Origin of the sequence: Enterococcus caccae ATCC BAA-1240, from assembly GCF_000407145.1 — a bacterium.
Classification (GTDB): domain Bacteria; phylum Bacillota; class Bacilli; order Lactobacillales; family Enterococcaceae; genus Enterococcus_L; species Enterococcus_L caccae.
In genome coordinates this window covers 297,811-312,401 of the sequence record NZ_KE136473.1, presented here as the reverse complement: position 1 = coordinate 312,401, position 14,591 = coordinate 297,811, and the positions used below count along the sequence as shown (strand labels likewise).

Genomic DNA, 14,591 nt, shown 5'->3' with positions numbered 1-14,591 from the left:
TCACACAAAAAAAAAAACTTTTTTTACTCTTTTCGTTATCTTTATCTAAGTAATTAGCGTATTTATTTTTTGGTTCAACTAAAAAAATAGAGCTGCGATCACCTTTCACTTTTGTCATCTATTTGTTCGTTGATTCCCACGCTAAATAGAGTGATTTTTTTTATACTATAGATAGTAAAAAATAATGTTTATTTAGGAGAATGAAATGAACGGAAATCAATTAAAACTTATTATGATGGGCTTGATGCTCTCTGATCACCTTTTACCACTTTTACCCCCACAATTTAACACACCAATTGGTATGTTAACGCGCTGTGTCGCTGTGTTTTTTGCATTTATGGCAGTCGAAGGCTTCCATTACACAAGAAGCCGAAAAAACTATTTACTACGTCTCTATAGCTGGGCGGCAATCATGTTTGTAGGGAATACTTTGATCAATACCTTGATTATCAAAAATCCGATGTATGAGGTTCATAATAATATTTTTCTAACACTCGCTTTTGGCGTGACGATTTTAACACTGATCGATTTTTCAAAACGAGTGAAAGAACCTGTATTTAAAATTGGAGCAATTATTTTAGTCATTCTCTTGGTACTAGCAATAGCCTTAAATTTAATTCCTGCAGAAGGCGGATTAGTCGTTATACCATTTATGCTACTTAGTTACTTTTTCAGAGACAACGCAAAAAAGAGAGATATTTCTTATATTATCTTTGCAATTCCTTTGTTGCTACTGGCGATTGTAGGACTGCCCGAATATTCTTTTGAAATGATTAAAGAAAGCATAGGTGCAAATCCAGAATTTCTATTTATTACAGTCATTCCTTTTATCCATTTATATAACGGTAAAAAAGGCAGTGATAATCCTTTCTTTAAATATTTATTCTATGTATTTTATCCAGCACATTTGTGGATCATCACATTGGTTAATTTTTATCTGCATCAAGGTTAATTTTTATCTGCATCAAGGTTAATTCAACAAAAAACGTCGCTTTAAGACTTTCATCTTAAAGCGACGTTTTTACATATAATCAAACATACTTCATCTGAACTTTTTTCGGGAACTTCTTTAATACTAGTTCATAAGATTTTTTTAAGAAGAAGGCTAGCTGCTCTTCTGTAAACGACGAATTCTCTAATAGAAAAGAATTCCAATGTGTTTTATTCGCGTAATATCCTGGAACCACATCTGAATATTGCTCGCGTAACAATTCATTTTCTTCTGGATTCCCTTTGACTGTCATCACCCAGTCACCTGTTTTATTTGTTCCAAGCATACAAAAACATTTTTTCTCTATTGCGAAATAATCACAGTCCCAATCTTCCCGATAATCAACTGTTGCTCCCGGCCATGTTTTAGCCGTATCTTTTAAGTACTGAATTTTATTTTTCATCCGCTTGTTCCAACGGATCATTACAAAACAGACTCAACAAATTTCCATCCGGATCTTTAATGATAGCGTAATACTGACCCCAAAAAGCTTGCCACGGTTCCCGAAAGATCTCATAACCAAAGCCTTTCATTTTTTCACATACTTGATCGATTTCTGCAGGAGAATCACAGAGAAAAGCCAATTCGATTTTATCACCTTCACTTTTTGGCGGGTAGCCATAAATTCCTTCGATCATTTTTTTAGTATTTAGTGAAATGCGCATTCCTTCATTATTCACTTCTACGTAATCAGCATTTTTTTCACCTAATGCTTTAAAGCCTAAACGCTCATAAAATAAAACTGCTTGCTCCATCGACTCGACAATAATTCCGACCATATCTAATTTCATCTTAAGAACCTCCATCCTGTTTCTTTTATTATAATCCGTTGCTTAATGCTTGTCTTGTAAAATCCCGACATGTTGACGAATTGCTTGCGGCGTTAGCCCAGTCATTTTTTTCATTTTACGAGAATAGTGAGCCTGATCAAAAAAGCCGTATTTTTCAACTAAATCCAAGTGACTGATATTTGGTTTGCTGATTAATTCCTGATACACTTTTTGAAAACGCAGAACATCAAACGCTTCATACGGTGAAAGTCCTGTTTCTTCTCTAAATAATCGTTGCAAACTTCTTTCAGATAAAGAACGATTAGCTGTACCTTCAGCATAACTGATCAAGTGACCATGATTTTCAATAAACATCTGAATGGGTATCGAAATTTTTCTCGGTGATAAGCGATTCAACCGTTCTAAAAAATATAAATCAGCGCCTTTAATGACTTCACTAAGTGAAGTCTTTCCAGATAAATTATCAGTTAAATCAACGGCCATTCTTTTTTCAAGTAGTGCTAATTCAGTCAACTGATCTTTTAGCCCTTTAAAGGATTGATTGAAAAAAGGATACATACCTCCTAAATAATACCGGATACCAAAATAAACAATCGGTTGGTCCGAATAAGAATAAAAAAAACTCGTGTTTGGACCACTGACCTTGATCTGTAAAACATCTAATTCAGTACTCAATTGAACAATCACATCTGAACATAAGTCTGGAATAATCCTGCTAGGCGGACTAGATGAATCTGTATAACTAAACCAATAGGATTGAATATAGGGCCGTAAACGTAAATCAGGAGCAACTTCTTGGTAATCACTTGTATACTCTTGCCAAACTTGCGGTCGATAATCCATTCTCTTACTCCTCCTTTACGTCAATTACCAAGAGTTATTTTCCACTCTTATAAGTCATAGTTGCATAAACCGCTCTTTCCCACCCGTCATATAAATCATGTCGTTTTTCTTCTGTAATTTGTGGAGCAAATCGTTTTCCACGATGTGTAAATGCTTTGATTTCAGCTAAGTCTTTCCAAAAACCAACAGCTAATCCCGCTAAGTAAGCAACACCTAAAGCAGTTGTCTCTGAAAAATCTGCAGCTTCAACAGGCTTGTTAATGATATCCGCTTGAAATTGCATCAACAAATCATTTTTAGATGCGCCTCCATCTGCTCTTAATAATTTGATCTCGATCTTAGAATCATTTTCCATCGTTTTAATAACATCTGCTGTTTGATAGGCAATCGATTCCAGTGTGGCACGTATCAAATGCTCTTTTGTCGTTCCTCTGGTTAAGCCAAAAACAGCTCCTCTAGCCTCTTGATCCCAATATGGTGCACCGAGACCTGTAAATGCTGGTACAACATACACACCATCTGAATCTGGGACTAGGCTTGCTAAAGCTTCTGATTCACTCGCTTTTTCAATCAACTTCAATCCATCACGCAACCATTGAACAGCAGATCCTGCAACAAAAATACTCCCTTCCAAAGCATAATTGACTTTACCATTGATTCCATAACCAATCGTTGTTAATAAGCCGTTTTCAGATAAAATTGCTTTTTCTCCTGTGTTCATTACAATAAATGCACCTGTGCCATAAGTATTTTTGACCATTCCTTTTTCAAAAGCCGCTTGTCCAAAAAGCGCAGCTTGCTGATCCCCTGCCATTGCAGCAATTGGAATATTTTCTCCATAAAAATGATATTCTTCAGTATACCCGTAAACTTCTGCATTTGAGCATACTTCTGGCAACATATTTCGAGGAATCGCTAAAATATCTAAAATCTCCTGATCCCAATCCAATGAGTGAATATTGAACAACATTGTCCTACTAGCATTCGTATAGTCAGTTTTATGAACTTTTCCACCGGTAAGTTTCCATAATAACCAAGTATCGATTGTTCCAAATAATAATTGTCCTGATCGGGCTTTTTCTTTTGCTCCCTTTATCTGATCCAACAACCACTTAATTTTTGTTGCAGAAAAATAAGAATCAATAATCAGTCCTGTCCGCTTTTGAATAAAATCCTGGTAACCATTTGCTTTCAGTTCATCTGCGATTTCATTTGTTTGCTTAGATTGCCACACAATCGCACGATGGATCGGTTCACCTGTCACTTTATCCCATACAATGGTTGTTTCACGTTGATTCGTGATTCCAATTGCCTTGATTTGAACTGGCTTTAACTTTGATTCGATCAATACATCTGCGATAACGGATTGAACAGAATTCCAAATTTCATTGGCATCATGCTCTACCCAACCAGGATTTGGAAAATACTGGATAAATTCTTTTTGTGCTTTGGCGATTTCTTGCCCATCACGATTAAAGATAATAGCTCTTGAACTCGTTGTTCCTTGATCTATCGATAAAATATATTGTTTTTGTTTCACGACTTGTCCGCTCCTTGAAAATGATACTTTTATTATAAAGCAAAGTGTTATTAAAAGTCTTGTTCTATTATAAATTAAACACAATCCCCAACTTTTATATATCTCAAAAAATTCTAATCATTTTTTAACAATCTTTTTTTAATAAACCTACGTTCATCATTTTCCTAGCGAATTTTAAAATAAAACTTCATGGAAAACGTTATCAATTATGCGTTTATTTACCATTTTCAGATTCAGAAAACAAAACACACATTTTTTTTAAGATTAACATATTATTAAATGGTCAAAAAAACATTTTTCTGATAAACTTACCTTGATGGCTTCTTTGAAAGGATGAACTATATGACCCCTAATCGTGAAGACTACCTAAAACTAATTTTTGAATTAGGTGGCGATGAAAATAAAATCAACAACAAGCAAATCGTTTCTGGATTAGATGTTTCAGCTGCATCTGTCAGTGAGATGATTTCAAAGTTGGTAAAAGAAAAACTAGTTGAACATTCACCCTATCAAGGCGTTCAACTAACAGAAATAGGACTAAAAAAAGCAAGTACACTGATTCGTAAGCATCGATTATGGGAAGTATTTTTGGTTGAACATTTAAACTACTCATGGAATGAAGTTCATGATGAAGCGGAAGTCTTGGAGCATGTCACCTCTCAAACCTTAGCAAATCGATTATCTGACTACTTACATCAGCCTAGTTTTTGTCCTCATGGTGGAGTTATTCCTGGTGATGATCAGCCTGTCCATGAAGAAAAACGACAAACTTTAATAGACTATCCAGTTGGAACTAAGATCCGTATCGCACGTGTATTAGATGAAAAAGAATTACTAGATTATCTCGTATCGATCGATCTACAAATCCATGAAGAATATACGATTGATGAAATTGCAGCCTATGAAGGTCCAATCAGTATTAGCAATGGCGAGAAAAAATTAGCAATCAGCTATAAAGCAGCAAGTACGATTTTTGTTGATAACTTATAAGAAAGAATGACTACGAAGCGGCAGGTTAAGAAACATATAGCCTAGCCTCCATCAAGAAAGCGGGGAAATGAAATGAATGAAAAGATCGCTCTATTTACTATATTTGGCGGCACTGGTGATTTAGCCAAAAGAAAACTTTATCCTTCTTTATTCCGATTATATCGTAAAGGAAATTTAGCTGAGCATTTCGCAGTAATTGGCACTGCAAGAAGGGACTGGTCTGATGATCATTATCGTGAGATTGTCCGTGACACAATCAAAGACTTAAATCCAACCACTGAAGAAGCAGAGGCCTTTTCAAGTCACTTCTATTATCAGTCCCACAATGTCAATGATTCTGAGCATTACGATACTTTAAAAAAATTATCTGATACTTTAAATGATAAATACAAATTAGGTGGAAACCATATTTATTACTTAGCGATGGCTCCACAATTTTTCGGCACGATCGTCCAACACTTAAAATCACAAGAAATTCTAACAGATAACGGCTTTGATCGTTTAGTCATCGAGAAACCATTTGGCTCAGATTATGACTCTGCTTATCAATTAAATGAAGAAATTCGTGCCGTTTTCCCAGAAAAAGATATTTTCAGAATCGATCACTACTTAGGAAAAGAAATGATTCAAAATATATCAGCGATTCGTTTTGCTAATAACATTTTTGAATCGCAATGGAATAATCGCTATATTGATAACGTACAGATTACATTTGCTGAAAGCCTTGGTGTTGAAGACCGCGGTGGTTATTATGAACACAGTGGTGCATTAAAAGACATGGTTCAAAATCATATCTTACAAGTGGTAGCATTATTAGCGATGGAACCACCAGTTGCTTTTTCAGAAGCTGAAATTCGTGCAGAAAAAGTTAAAGCTTTACAAGCAATTCGCCTTTATTCGGAAAAAGAAGCGTTGGAAAATTTTGTTCGTGGTCAGTATGGCCATGGTAAACTTGAAGAGCAAGAATTTGTTAGTTATCGTGAAGAACCTAATGTAGATGAACACTCTCAAACCGAAACATTTGTTGCTGGAAAATTCCTGATTGATAATTTCCGTTGGTCAGGTGTTCCATTTTATATCCGCACAGGTAAACGCCTAACAGAAAAAGGCACACGTATTAATATCGTTTTCAAACAAGTACCAGTTAATGTCTTCAAAGATGATATTGATAAATGTGGTGAAAAAACCGATTTACCACCAAATGTCTTAACAATTTATATCCAACCAACAGAAGGTTTCTCAATGACACTAAATGGCAAAGAAATTGGTCAAGGATTTACAACAACTCCTGTAAAATTAGACTACCGTCATAGTGCAGAGACAACAGGCAATAGTCCAGAAGCTTATGAAAAGCTATTATTAGATAGTTTGAATGGTGATGGTACAAACTTCTCCCATTGGGATGAAGTAGCTCAATCTTGGCGTATTGTTGATATTATTCGTCATGCTTGGGATAAAACTTCTGTTGAATTCCCAAATTATGCAGCAGGTTCAATGGGACCTGACGCTGCATTTGATTTATTAGCACGAGATAATTTCACATGGGATTGGCAGCCTGATATCTGGTACCGTGAACGTGGAAAATTAGAATAAAAAAATGGAGCTAGGCGCTTTTTTACCACCGTTTATTCGTATTTAAAGGGGCTAAGACATAACTCGAAAAGTTATGTCTCAGCCCCTTTAAATTTGAACAATACCAGGTAGGTAGCCATTATCATCCGTTCTCACGCTCACTGTGATGCTTAGCCATTCTCTTGAATGCCCTCTGCTATAAAACATAATAGGACAAGAATAGATGTCAAATAGTACCTACTTGGTTCTCGAAGTTACGTGTTTTTATTCCAACCACGTTTACTTATTTTAGTCTTCAAATCCTTCTGCCACAGCTTCTGGATAATTTTCTTCAACAATTGTAGCACAACGTCCACATAGGTGTGGTAATTTTTCATCTTCCCCAACATCTGTGCGCACCGCACGACAGCGATCGCATGTTTCTCCTGCTGCTTTTTCCACAAAAATCGCCATATCATCAAATTTTTCGACATTTTCAGGAACTTCCGCTGTTAAATCCGCTATCTCAAAGTCAGATACAATCAATAATTGAGCAATATCAGCATCCACAGCTGTTAACAACTCACGGACTTGCTCATTAGGATAAACTGTTACTTTTGCTTCCAATGATTTACCAATCAATTTAGAATTACGAGCTTCTTCCAAAGCTTTTAGAACATTATCTCTAAAGTCCATAAATGCTGCCCAAGTATCTAACAATTCTTGTTGATTAGCAAACTCTTCATATCCAGGGAATTCTGCTAGCTGAACATAGTCTTCGTCTTCTTTCAAGAAGCTCCAGATTTCCTCAGAAGTATGTGGGATAATTGGCGTTAACAGTTTAGTTAATGCAACAGCTGTTTGATAAAATACAGTTTGCATACAACGGCGTTGATAATTATCCTCTGCTTCAATGTAAACCACATCTTTGGCAAAATCCAAATAGAATGATGATAGATCCACAGTTAAGAAGTTCATAACAGAACGGTAAATTTGCATGAAGTTATATTTTTCATAGCCTTTTTCCCGAATTTCTTGAATCACTTGATTTAAACGTACAATCATATATTTATCCACAGAACGTAAATCTTCATATGCAACAGTGTGCTCTTGTGGTTCAAAATCGCTTGTATTTGCTAATAAGAAACGCATTGTATTACGAATTTTACGGTAAACTTCAGAAACTTGGTTTAAGATATCCATTGAAACGCGGACATCGGCTTCATAATCCACACTACTTACCCACAGGCGTAAAATATCCGCACCCATTTGCTTGATTACTTTATCCGGTAAAATTGTATTGCCTAGTGATTTACTCATCTTACGTCCTTCACCATCCAATGTAAAGCCTTGAGATAAAACGGCTTTATAAGGCGCTACACCATTGATCGCTACACTAGTCGTAATACTTGAGTTAAACCAGCCACGATACTGATCAGAGCCTTCTAGATACATATCAGCTGGGAATGTTAGTTCAGGGCGTTGACGCAATACAGCCTCATGAGATGAACCAGAATCAAACCAAACGTCCATAATATCTGTTTCTTTTGTAAATTCACCATTTGGAGAACCAGGATGGGTAAAGCCTTCTGGTAATAAGTCTTTCGCTTCACGTTTAAACCAAACGTTGGAGCCATGCTCAGCAAATAAACTTGCTACATGTTCGATTGTTTCTGGTGTAATGATTGCTTCACCATTTTCCGCATAGAAAATCGGTAATGGTACACCCCACGCACGTTGACGGGAGATTACCCAGTCACCACGATCACGAATCATATTATAAAGACGGGTTTTACCCCAAGGAAGAATCCAGTCAACTTTTTCAACTTCATCTAAGATGTTTTGGCGGAATTTATCGATCGATGCAAACCATTGCGGCGTTGCACGGTAAATAACAGGTTTCTTCGTACGCCAGTCATGTGGATAACTATGTGTAAAGAAATCCAATTTTAATAGCGCATCTTTTTCATCCAATAACGCTGTGATCATTGGGTTTGCCTTATCATAGAAAACTCCTTCAAATCCAGGGGCTTCATCAGTAAAGACACCACGATTATCAACAGGTGAAAGAACATCTAAGTTATATTTTTTGCTTACGATGTAATCATCTTCACCATGACCAGGTGCAGTATGAACTAAACCAGTACCAGCGTCTAAGGTTACATGATCTCCTAACATCACTAGTGATGTACGATCATAAAATGGATGTTGAGCAGTCATGTATTCCAACTCTTTACCAGAAATCGTATCAAGAATTTCAACATCATCCCAGCCAATCGCTTCTTTTACAGTGTCTAAAAGATCTTTCGCTACGACATATTTTTTACCATATGCTTTGACTACGACATATTGATACGTAGGATTCACTGAAATCCCTAAGTTTGCGGGAAGGGTCCACGGTGTTGTTGTCCAAATTACAAATGAAGTATCTGTATCCAGAATTCCTTTGCCGTCAGCTACTTTAAATGCAACGTAAATAGATGCTGATTTAACATCTTTATATTCAATCTCCGCTTCAGCTAATGATGATTCACTTGATGGAGACCAGTAAATTGGTTTTAAGCCTTTGTAGATATAGCCTTTTTCAGCCATTTTTCCAAATACACGAATTTCAGCTGCTTCATAAGAAGGGTCTAATGTAATATACGGATGATCCCAATCACCAGCAACACCTAAACGTTTAAAATCAGCACGTTGTGTATCTACTTGTGAACGTGCATACTCTTCACATTTTTCACGGTATTCAGCTAAAGTCATTTCTTTTCTTTTGATCCCTTTATTTGTCAGCACTTGCTCGATCGGTAAACCATGTGTATCCCAACCAGGAACATATGGCGAACGAAATCCTGACATAGATTTTGAACGGATGATAATATCTTTACTGATTTTATTTAATGAATGTCCCAAGTGAATATTTCCATTGGCATATGGCGGTCCATCATGAAGGACAAATGTTGGCTTGCCTTCGTTTAATTCTTGACGTTTTTCATAGATTTTTTGTTCTTCCCAATCTTTTTGCCATTCTACTTCACGGTTTGGCAAATTCCCACGCATTGGAAAAGCTGTTTTTCCCAATTGCAATGTTTCTTTCATTTTCATGTTTCTTCCTCGCTTTCATTTGTAGGCTTTTAATAATAAGTAATATTGTTAAAAGGAAACTTCTCTCACTTACCTTCGCCAAGTACTGTTCATCATTCATTCTGTCAGAGCCAATCGTGGTGATTCACAGCAAAAAAGTACCTTCATCCCAAGGGACGAAAGTACTCGCGTTACCACCCAAATTTAAAATAATCGTTCAACTCAATTATTTCCTCTGTCGATTGTTAACGAAATCACTCGTCAAGTTTTACTTGATTCAAACTTGAGTAAAATAGAGGATCTTTTCAATACCAGGGTCTGTCAAACTTTCACTATCATTGACTCGCTAAAAGAATGGTTATTGACTTTTCTGTTCTATTTATTTACAAAATTATTTAGGATCTTTGTTTAATAGATCTAGCATTGCTTTGGGATCCATAGCAGCTTTTTCTAATGTTGGTTCATCTATAGTAGCTTGTTCTTCTGTTACTGTTGGCTCAACAACTACATCGTCACTTTTATCAAGTTCATCTGCCAATACTTCTTTGATAACAGTATGTGAATCACTTACGTAACTTGAGAATGGTTTTAATAATTCGTTCCATTCTTCGCTTTTCACTTGCTCTAATTGCGCTTCTAACATTAAGCTTAAACGTTGATGGAAGACACGCGTTTTCTTCTTCAAATCATCTGTCTCAGCTGCTAATTGACGTGCACGATCAGTAGCATCTGTTAAAATTTCTTTCGCTTTTTCTTCTGCAGAAGTAATAAGGTTACTTGAACGTTTTTCAGCAGAAGAAATCATTTCATTCGCTGTATTTTCAGCAGAAGTTACAATTACTTCAGATTCTTTATTCGCACTCGTTTTTACCTTATCTGCAGTATCTTGTGCAACAATAATTGATTGATTCAATGCATCTTTTAATTCATTGAAATATTGTAATTTTTCTTCAGCATGTTTTAATGATTTTTCAAGCTCACGTGTTTTTTGAAGAGAATCTTCGTAATCTTTTGTGACTTGATCTAAAAAATCATCAACGTCATCTTGACTATATCCTCTCATCTTCGTAGTGAAATTCTTATTTTGAATATCTAATGGAGTTAATGCCATATTCCTTCACCTCTTTGGATTATTTTCGTAGAACTCCCAATAACAAACGAAACTTATCTTTTTTCGTTTTTCCCTCTAACTCTTGGATTTGGATTCGGCCAAAACCTCTAATAGACACGATATCTAACAAGTCTACTAAGAAATCTGGTCTGACATTCTCCGTCCAATTCACTTTGACTTTTCCAGACTCAATCAATTGTTTAGATCTCTGTCTAGATATATTATATACGCTAGAGATCAAATTATCCAGACGTAACGAACTTATTGTTGTCCGCTCATGTGTCCAGTCATCTTTTGGAAGAATCATCTCCGTATATTTTCTTTTTTCTAATCTTACTGATATTTTCCCGATTTTTTCTATTTGAGTCATAACAAAGTTAGCTATTTCTTTAGCAACAAAGACTTGCCATCTATCGCCATCAGAAATAATATCTCCAAAATATTCTCGTTTAATCCCTGTATTAACTAAAGTCCCCAGTACCTTACCATGAGATAAGGTTGAAAATTTAACAGGATAGACAATTTCAATTAATTCAACCTCGAAATCTGCTTCTTTTGGTTCATAGTAATCAGGAAAAATCAAGCAGCGTCTTCGCTCCGCTTGTTCATATCCACCGTAAAACTGAAACTCGAGCTCACTATTTTGTCGTATCAATGTTTCTAAAATATACGCTTGTCTAGGATCTAAAAAATCAGATAAATAAGGAGCATACTGACTTTCAACTTGTTCTAACCAATCACCAACGGAATCAATAAAAGGATGCTCATCTTTTCGAAAATGTTGATACACATTTGCGTTCATAGATAAACCATCCTTTCTTTTATTAGTAAATAATCGATTGTAAAATTCGTCCTAGTCCACTCGCAACTAAGTTCAATACAATGATTGCAATCATCACATTAAAACCAACCATACCTATGCTCAAATTTAATCGATCAAATAGGTTTAAGTAAGGTTCAGAAATTCTTGAAATCAATCGGCCAAACGTAGAATCATATGCTCCTGGAAACCAAGATAATAATGCATAAATGATTAAAACGCCTGAATAGATTTGAACACCTTTATACAATAGAAATATAAATAGAGCGATACTCATTACCTCCTAACTAAAAATCAAACATTTGTTTCTTAGCTAACGATTGTGCAGTAGCACTATCGATTTCTATGTTTGATGGTGTACAAAGAAAAATTTCATCCCCTACACGCTGAATGTCTCCATCTAATGCGTATACAGTTCCTGTAAGAAAGTCAACGATTCTTCTTGCTTGATTTTCTTCCACTAAATGAAAATTAATCAGCACAGCATCACTTGCGATAATATGTTTAGCAATATTCATTGCTTCAGAATAAACTCTTGGTTCAATAATGGTAATTTTACCTGGTCTACCTGAGCTCTGTGTATCTTGCGAACGTTTTGAACTTGAGTTATTAGAACTACGCATGGAGACAACCTTTTGCTCATTAAATGCTGTTTCCTGACGGCTTTCTTTCTTATCTTGATGCGTTTCTGTTGAACGATAACGAGCAGATGGTTTTTCGGTTAAAGGCTCAGTTGTAGTCGGTCTTTGTACCTGTGTTTGTGCTTGTCGAACCGTCTGTCTTGGTTGTTCATTTACAACCTTTTGCTCTTCGTATTCATCATAATTATCATATTCATCTTCACCAGATAATCCAAAAAAGCTCGATAACGCATTTTTACTAAAAATTGACATAGATTCCCCTCCTTTACGCACCTCTAAATATTGCTGTTCCGATTCGTACAAAAGTTGCACCTTCTTCAATAGCGATTGGGAAATCGTTACTCATTCCCATGCTAAGCTCTGTACATGGCGCATATGACAGATGCTGATTATTTACTGCTGATTGCAGTTTTTTTAACTTAGAAAACACTTCATGAAGTACTTGTTCAGAAGCATTCAACGGAGCCATAGTCATTAATCCTACAACCTTTATTCGATCAAAATCAGCTAATTGATGGATAAAATCAAGCACTTCCTCTGATTTGAATCCGTGTTTACTTTCCTCACCCGTAACATTCACCTCAACGAAGCAAGAAATTTGCTTTTCTGCTCGTTTTTGGATTTCCTCTGCTAATTTTAAACTGTCCAAAGCGTGAAAATAATCTATCTCATTTATTATTGATTTTACCTTCCTACGCTGTAAATTACCAATCAAATGCCACTTAATAGACGAAAAACTTTCTAGTGCCACTTTTTTTTCCAATAATTTATCGACTCGGTTCTCAGCCATATTCTCAATACCAAGTTCAGCAAGTTCCTTGGCAATCTCTTTTCCCACTGATTTAGTCACAGCAATCATGGTTACATCGTTGTCAGACCGCGAAGCTTTTTGACATGCTAGTCGAATTTCTTGATTTATTTTTTCTAAGTTATCAACTAGCATGGTCAAAATTCACTCCTATCTTTTTCTGCGGAAAAATGGTGGTGTGTTTAACTCATCGTCATTATTTTGAGATGGTTCTTCACGATGAAATGTTTCAAAATCTTTTTTCTCCACATTTTCAAATGTTGTATCTTCAACTTTAGGTCTCACATTTTGTTCTCTGCGGATGTCCCAATCACCAAACGCACTTGTATCTTCTTGCGGTTGTGGTTGTGAAGGTGCAGGTTTTGATTGCTCCATATCCAATACTGGTGCTTGTTGCACAGCTTGGATTTGAGTTGGTCTATGTTGACGTTGTGGTTTACGATCTTTTTTTGAAGGATCGATTCCTGTAGCAATCACTGTAACACGAATTTCATCTCCTAAGTCTTCGTTGATAGAAGTACCTAAGATAATATTCACATCACCAGTCGCAGCACTTGTTACGATATCTGAAGCATCTTGTGCTTCAAACAATGTCATATCAAGACCACCAGTAATGTTTAACAAGACTTGCTCTGCACCATCAATAGATGTTTCTAGAAGTGGTGAAGAAATGGCCTTCTTAGTGGCTTCGATCACACGATCTTCTCCACTAGCTACACCAATTCCCATTAAAGCCGTTCCTTGGTTTTCCATTACAGTTTTTACATCAGCAAAGTCCAAGTTGACATATCCTGGAGCTGTAATTAAATCTGAAATTCCTTGTACACCTTGACGTAAAACATTATCTGCCTCACGGAATGCTTCAAGCATTGGAGTCTTTTTATCAACAACTTCTAATAAACGGTTGTTTGAAATAATCAACAATGTATCAACGTTTTCTTTTAAAAGAGCAATTCCTTCAGCTGCAAAACGTCCGCGTTTTGGTCCTTCAAAGCTAAATGGTCTTGTAACGACCCCAACTGTCAAAGCACCTAATTCTTTAGCGATTTTAGCAACTACAGGAGCAGCTCCTGTACCTGTTCCACCGCCCATACCAGCAGTGATAAAGATCATGTCCGCCCCTTGTAAAGCATCCGAAAGTACTTGTTCACTTTCCTCTGCTGACTTTTGACCAACTTCTGGTTGAGATCCTGCACCTAATCCACGTGTGTACTTAGGTCCAAGTTGAATGACTGTTTCTGCTTTTGAGTTTTTAAGGGCTTGTACATCTGTATTTGCAGCGATAAATTCCACGCCTTTGACGTTTTCATCGATCATGCGATTCACAGCATTACCGCCGCCGCCGCCTACACCGATAACTTTGATGACAGCGCCATTGTTAATGTTATTGTCTAAAGAAAATTCCATAGTATCTTTTCCTCCTGTTT

General features: G+C 36.3%; 14 protein-coding genes. 3 read left to right on the top strand and 11 right to left on the bottom strand.

Annotation, left to right across the window (positions count from 1 at the left end; all coding sequences use genetic code 11):
• Positions 1-205: 205 nt before the first annotated feature.
• A complete protein-coding gene (locus I580_RS07005; RefSeq protein WP_010771258.1) occupies positions 206-952 on the top strand; it encodes a TraX family protein in 747 nt (248 codons plus the stop codon).
• Positions 953-1,031: 79 nt separating this feature from the next.
• Here I580_RS07005 and I580_RS07000 read toward each other — a convergent pair whose 3' ends face one another.
• The 4 genes from I580_RS07000 to glpK are packed head-to-tail and all read right to left on the bottom strand — an operon-like array spanning position 1,032 to position 4,165.
• A complete protein-coding gene (locus tag I580_RS07000) occupies positions 1,032-1,394 on the bottom strand; it encodes an MmcQ/YjbR family DNA-binding protein (RefSeq protein WP_010771257.1) in 363 nt (120 codons plus the stop codon).
• On the bottom strand, positions 1,384-1,782 hold the full coding sequence (locus I580_RS06995; RefSeq protein ID WP_010771256.1) for a VOC family protein: 399 nt from the start codon (positions 1,780-1,782) through the stop codon (positions 1,384-1,386). Before I580_RS06995 ends, I580_RS07000 begins: the two co-directional genes overlap by 11 nt.
• Before the next feature lie 42 nt (positions 1,783-1,824).
• The gene (locus I580_RS06990; protein WP_010771255.1) at positions 1,825-2,625 is read right to left on the bottom strand and encodes a helix-turn-helix domain-containing protein; all 801 of its coding nucleotides are present in this window, start codon (positions 2,623-2,625) and stop codon (positions 1,825-1,827) included.
• 34 nt (positions 2,626-2,659) lie between these two features.
• The gene (glpK, locus tag I580_RS06985) at positions 2,660-4,165 is read right to left on the bottom strand and encodes a glycerol kinase GlpK (protein WP_010771254.1); all 1,506 of its coding nucleotides are present in this window, start codon (positions 4,163-4,165) and stop codon (positions 2,660-2,662) included.
• A 342-nt stretch (positions 4,166-4,507) separates the two neighbouring features.
• Here glpK and efaR point away from each other — a divergent pair, with 342 nt between their 5' ends.
• Positions 4,508-5,155: a transcriptional regulator EfaR gene (efaR, locus tag I580_RS06980; protein WP_010771253.1), complete on the top strand. Its 648-nt coding sequence runs from the start codon at positions 4,508-4,510 to the stop codon at positions 5,153-5,155.
• A 72-nt stretch (positions 5,156-5,227) separates the two neighbouring features.
• Positions 5,228-6,748 carry a glucose-6-phosphate dehydrogenase gene (gene zwf / locus I580_RS06975; RefSeq protein WP_010771252.1) on the top strand — a complete coding sequence of 507 codons (1,521 nt, stop codon included), beginning with the start codon at positions 5,228-5,230 and terminating at the stop codon, positions 6,746-6,748.
• Between the two features lie 267 nt (positions 6,749-7,015).
• Here the strand turns inward: zwf and ileS are convergent, their stop codons facing one another.
• The 7 genes from ileS to ftsZ all read right to left on the bottom strand — a co-directional run bounded on the left by ileS (position 7,016) and on the right by ftsZ (position 14,571).
• A complete protein-coding gene (gene ileS, locus I580_RS06970; protein WP_010771251.1) occupies positions 7,016-9,805 on the bottom strand; it encodes an isoleucine--tRNA ligase in 2,790 nt (929 codons plus the stop codon).
• 370 nt (positions 9,806-10,175) lie between these two features.
• The gene (locus I580_RS06965; protein WP_010771250.1) at positions 10,176-10,895 is read right to left on the bottom strand and encodes a DivIVA domain-containing protein; all 720 of its coding nucleotides are present in this window, start codon (positions 10,893-10,895) and stop codon (positions 10,176-10,178) included.
• A 19-nt stretch (positions 10,896-10,914) separates the two neighbouring features.
• Positions 10,915-11,697, bottom strand: coding sequence for a YlmH family RNA-binding protein (locus I580_RS06960; RefSeq protein ID WP_010771249.1), 783 nt, complete (start codon positions 11,695-11,697; stop codon positions 10,915-10,917).
• 22 nt (positions 11,698-11,719) lie between these two features.
• Positions 11,720-11,992: a YggT family protein gene (locus I580_RS06955; protein WP_010771248.1), complete on the bottom strand. Its 273-nt coding sequence runs from the start codon at positions 11,990-11,992 to the stop codon at positions 11,720-11,722.
• A gap of 10 nt (positions 11,993-12,002) precedes the next feature.
• Positions 12,003-12,608 carry a cell division protein SepF gene (locus I580_RS06950; protein ID WP_010771247.1) on the bottom strand — a complete coding sequence of 202 codons (606 nt, stop codon included), beginning with the start codon at positions 12,606-12,608 and terminating at the stop codon, positions 12,003-12,005.
• A 13-nt stretch (positions 12,609-12,621) separates the two neighbouring features.
• The gene (locus tag I580_RS06945; RefSeq protein ID WP_010771246.1) at positions 12,622-13,299 is read right to left on the bottom strand and encodes a YggS family pyridoxal phosphate-dependent enzyme; all 678 of its coding nucleotides are present in this window, start codon (positions 13,297-13,299) and stop codon (positions 12,622-12,624) included.
• Positions 13,300-13,314: 15 nt separating this feature from the next.
• Positions 13,315-14,571, bottom strand: a complete 1,257-nt coding sequence (gene ftsZ, locus I580_RS06940; protein ID WP_010771245.1) for a cell division protein FtsZ — start codon at positions 14,569-14,571, stop codon at positions 13,315-13,317.
• Positions 14,572-14,591: the final 20 nt, after the last annotated feature.

Bases quoted from the DNA above. Each gene is read 5' to 3' on its own strand.
- I580_RS07005 (WP_010771258.1), top strand. From the start codon at position 206: ATGAACGGAAATCAATTAAAACTTATTATGATGGGCTTGATGCTCTCT.
- I580_RS07000 (WP_010771257.1), bottom strand. From the start codon at position 1,394: ATGAAAAATAAAATTCAGTACTTAAAAGATACGGCTAAAACATGGCCG.
- I580_RS06995 (WP_010771256.1), bottom strand. From the start codon at position 1,782: ATGAAATTAGATATGGTCGGAATTATTGTCGAGTCGATGGAGCAAGCA.
- I580_RS06990 (WP_010771255.1), bottom strand. From the start codon at position 2,625: ATGGATTATCGACCGCAAGTTTGGCAAGAGTATACAAGTGATTACCAA.
- efaR (WP_010771253.1), top strand. From the start codon at position 4,508: ATGACCCCTAATCGTGAAGACTACCTAAAACTAATTTTTGAATTAGGT.
- zwf (WP_010771252.1), top strand. From the start codon at position 5,228: ATGAATGAAAAGATCGCTCTATTTACTATATTTGGCGGCACTGGTGAT.
- ileS (WP_010771251.1), bottom strand. From the start codon at position 9,805: ATGAAAATGAAAGAAACATTGCAATTGGGAAAAACAGCTTTTCCAATG.
- I580_RS06965 (WP_010771250.1), bottom strand. From the start codon at position 10,895: ATGGCATTAACTCCATTAGATATTCAAAATAAGAATTTCACTACGAAG.
- I580_RS06960 (WP_010771249.1), bottom strand. From the start codon at position 11,697: ATGAACGCAAATGTGTATCAACATTTTCGAAAAGATGAGCATCCTTTT.
- I580_RS06955 (WP_010771248.1), bottom strand. From the start codon at position 11,992: ATGAGTATCGCTCTATTTATATTTCTATTGTATAAAGGTGTTCAAATC.
- I580_RS06950 (WP_010771247.1), bottom strand. From the start codon at position 12,608: ATGTCAATTTTTAGTAAAAATGCGTTATCGAGCTTTTTTGGATTATCT.
- I580_RS06945 (WP_010771246.1), bottom strand. From the start codon at position 13,299: ATGCTAGTTGATAACTTAGAAAAAATAAATCAAGAAATTCGACTAGCA.
- ftsZ (WP_010771245.1), bottom strand. From the start codon at position 14,571: ATGGAATTTTCTTTAGACAATAACATTAACAATGGCGCTGTCATCAAA.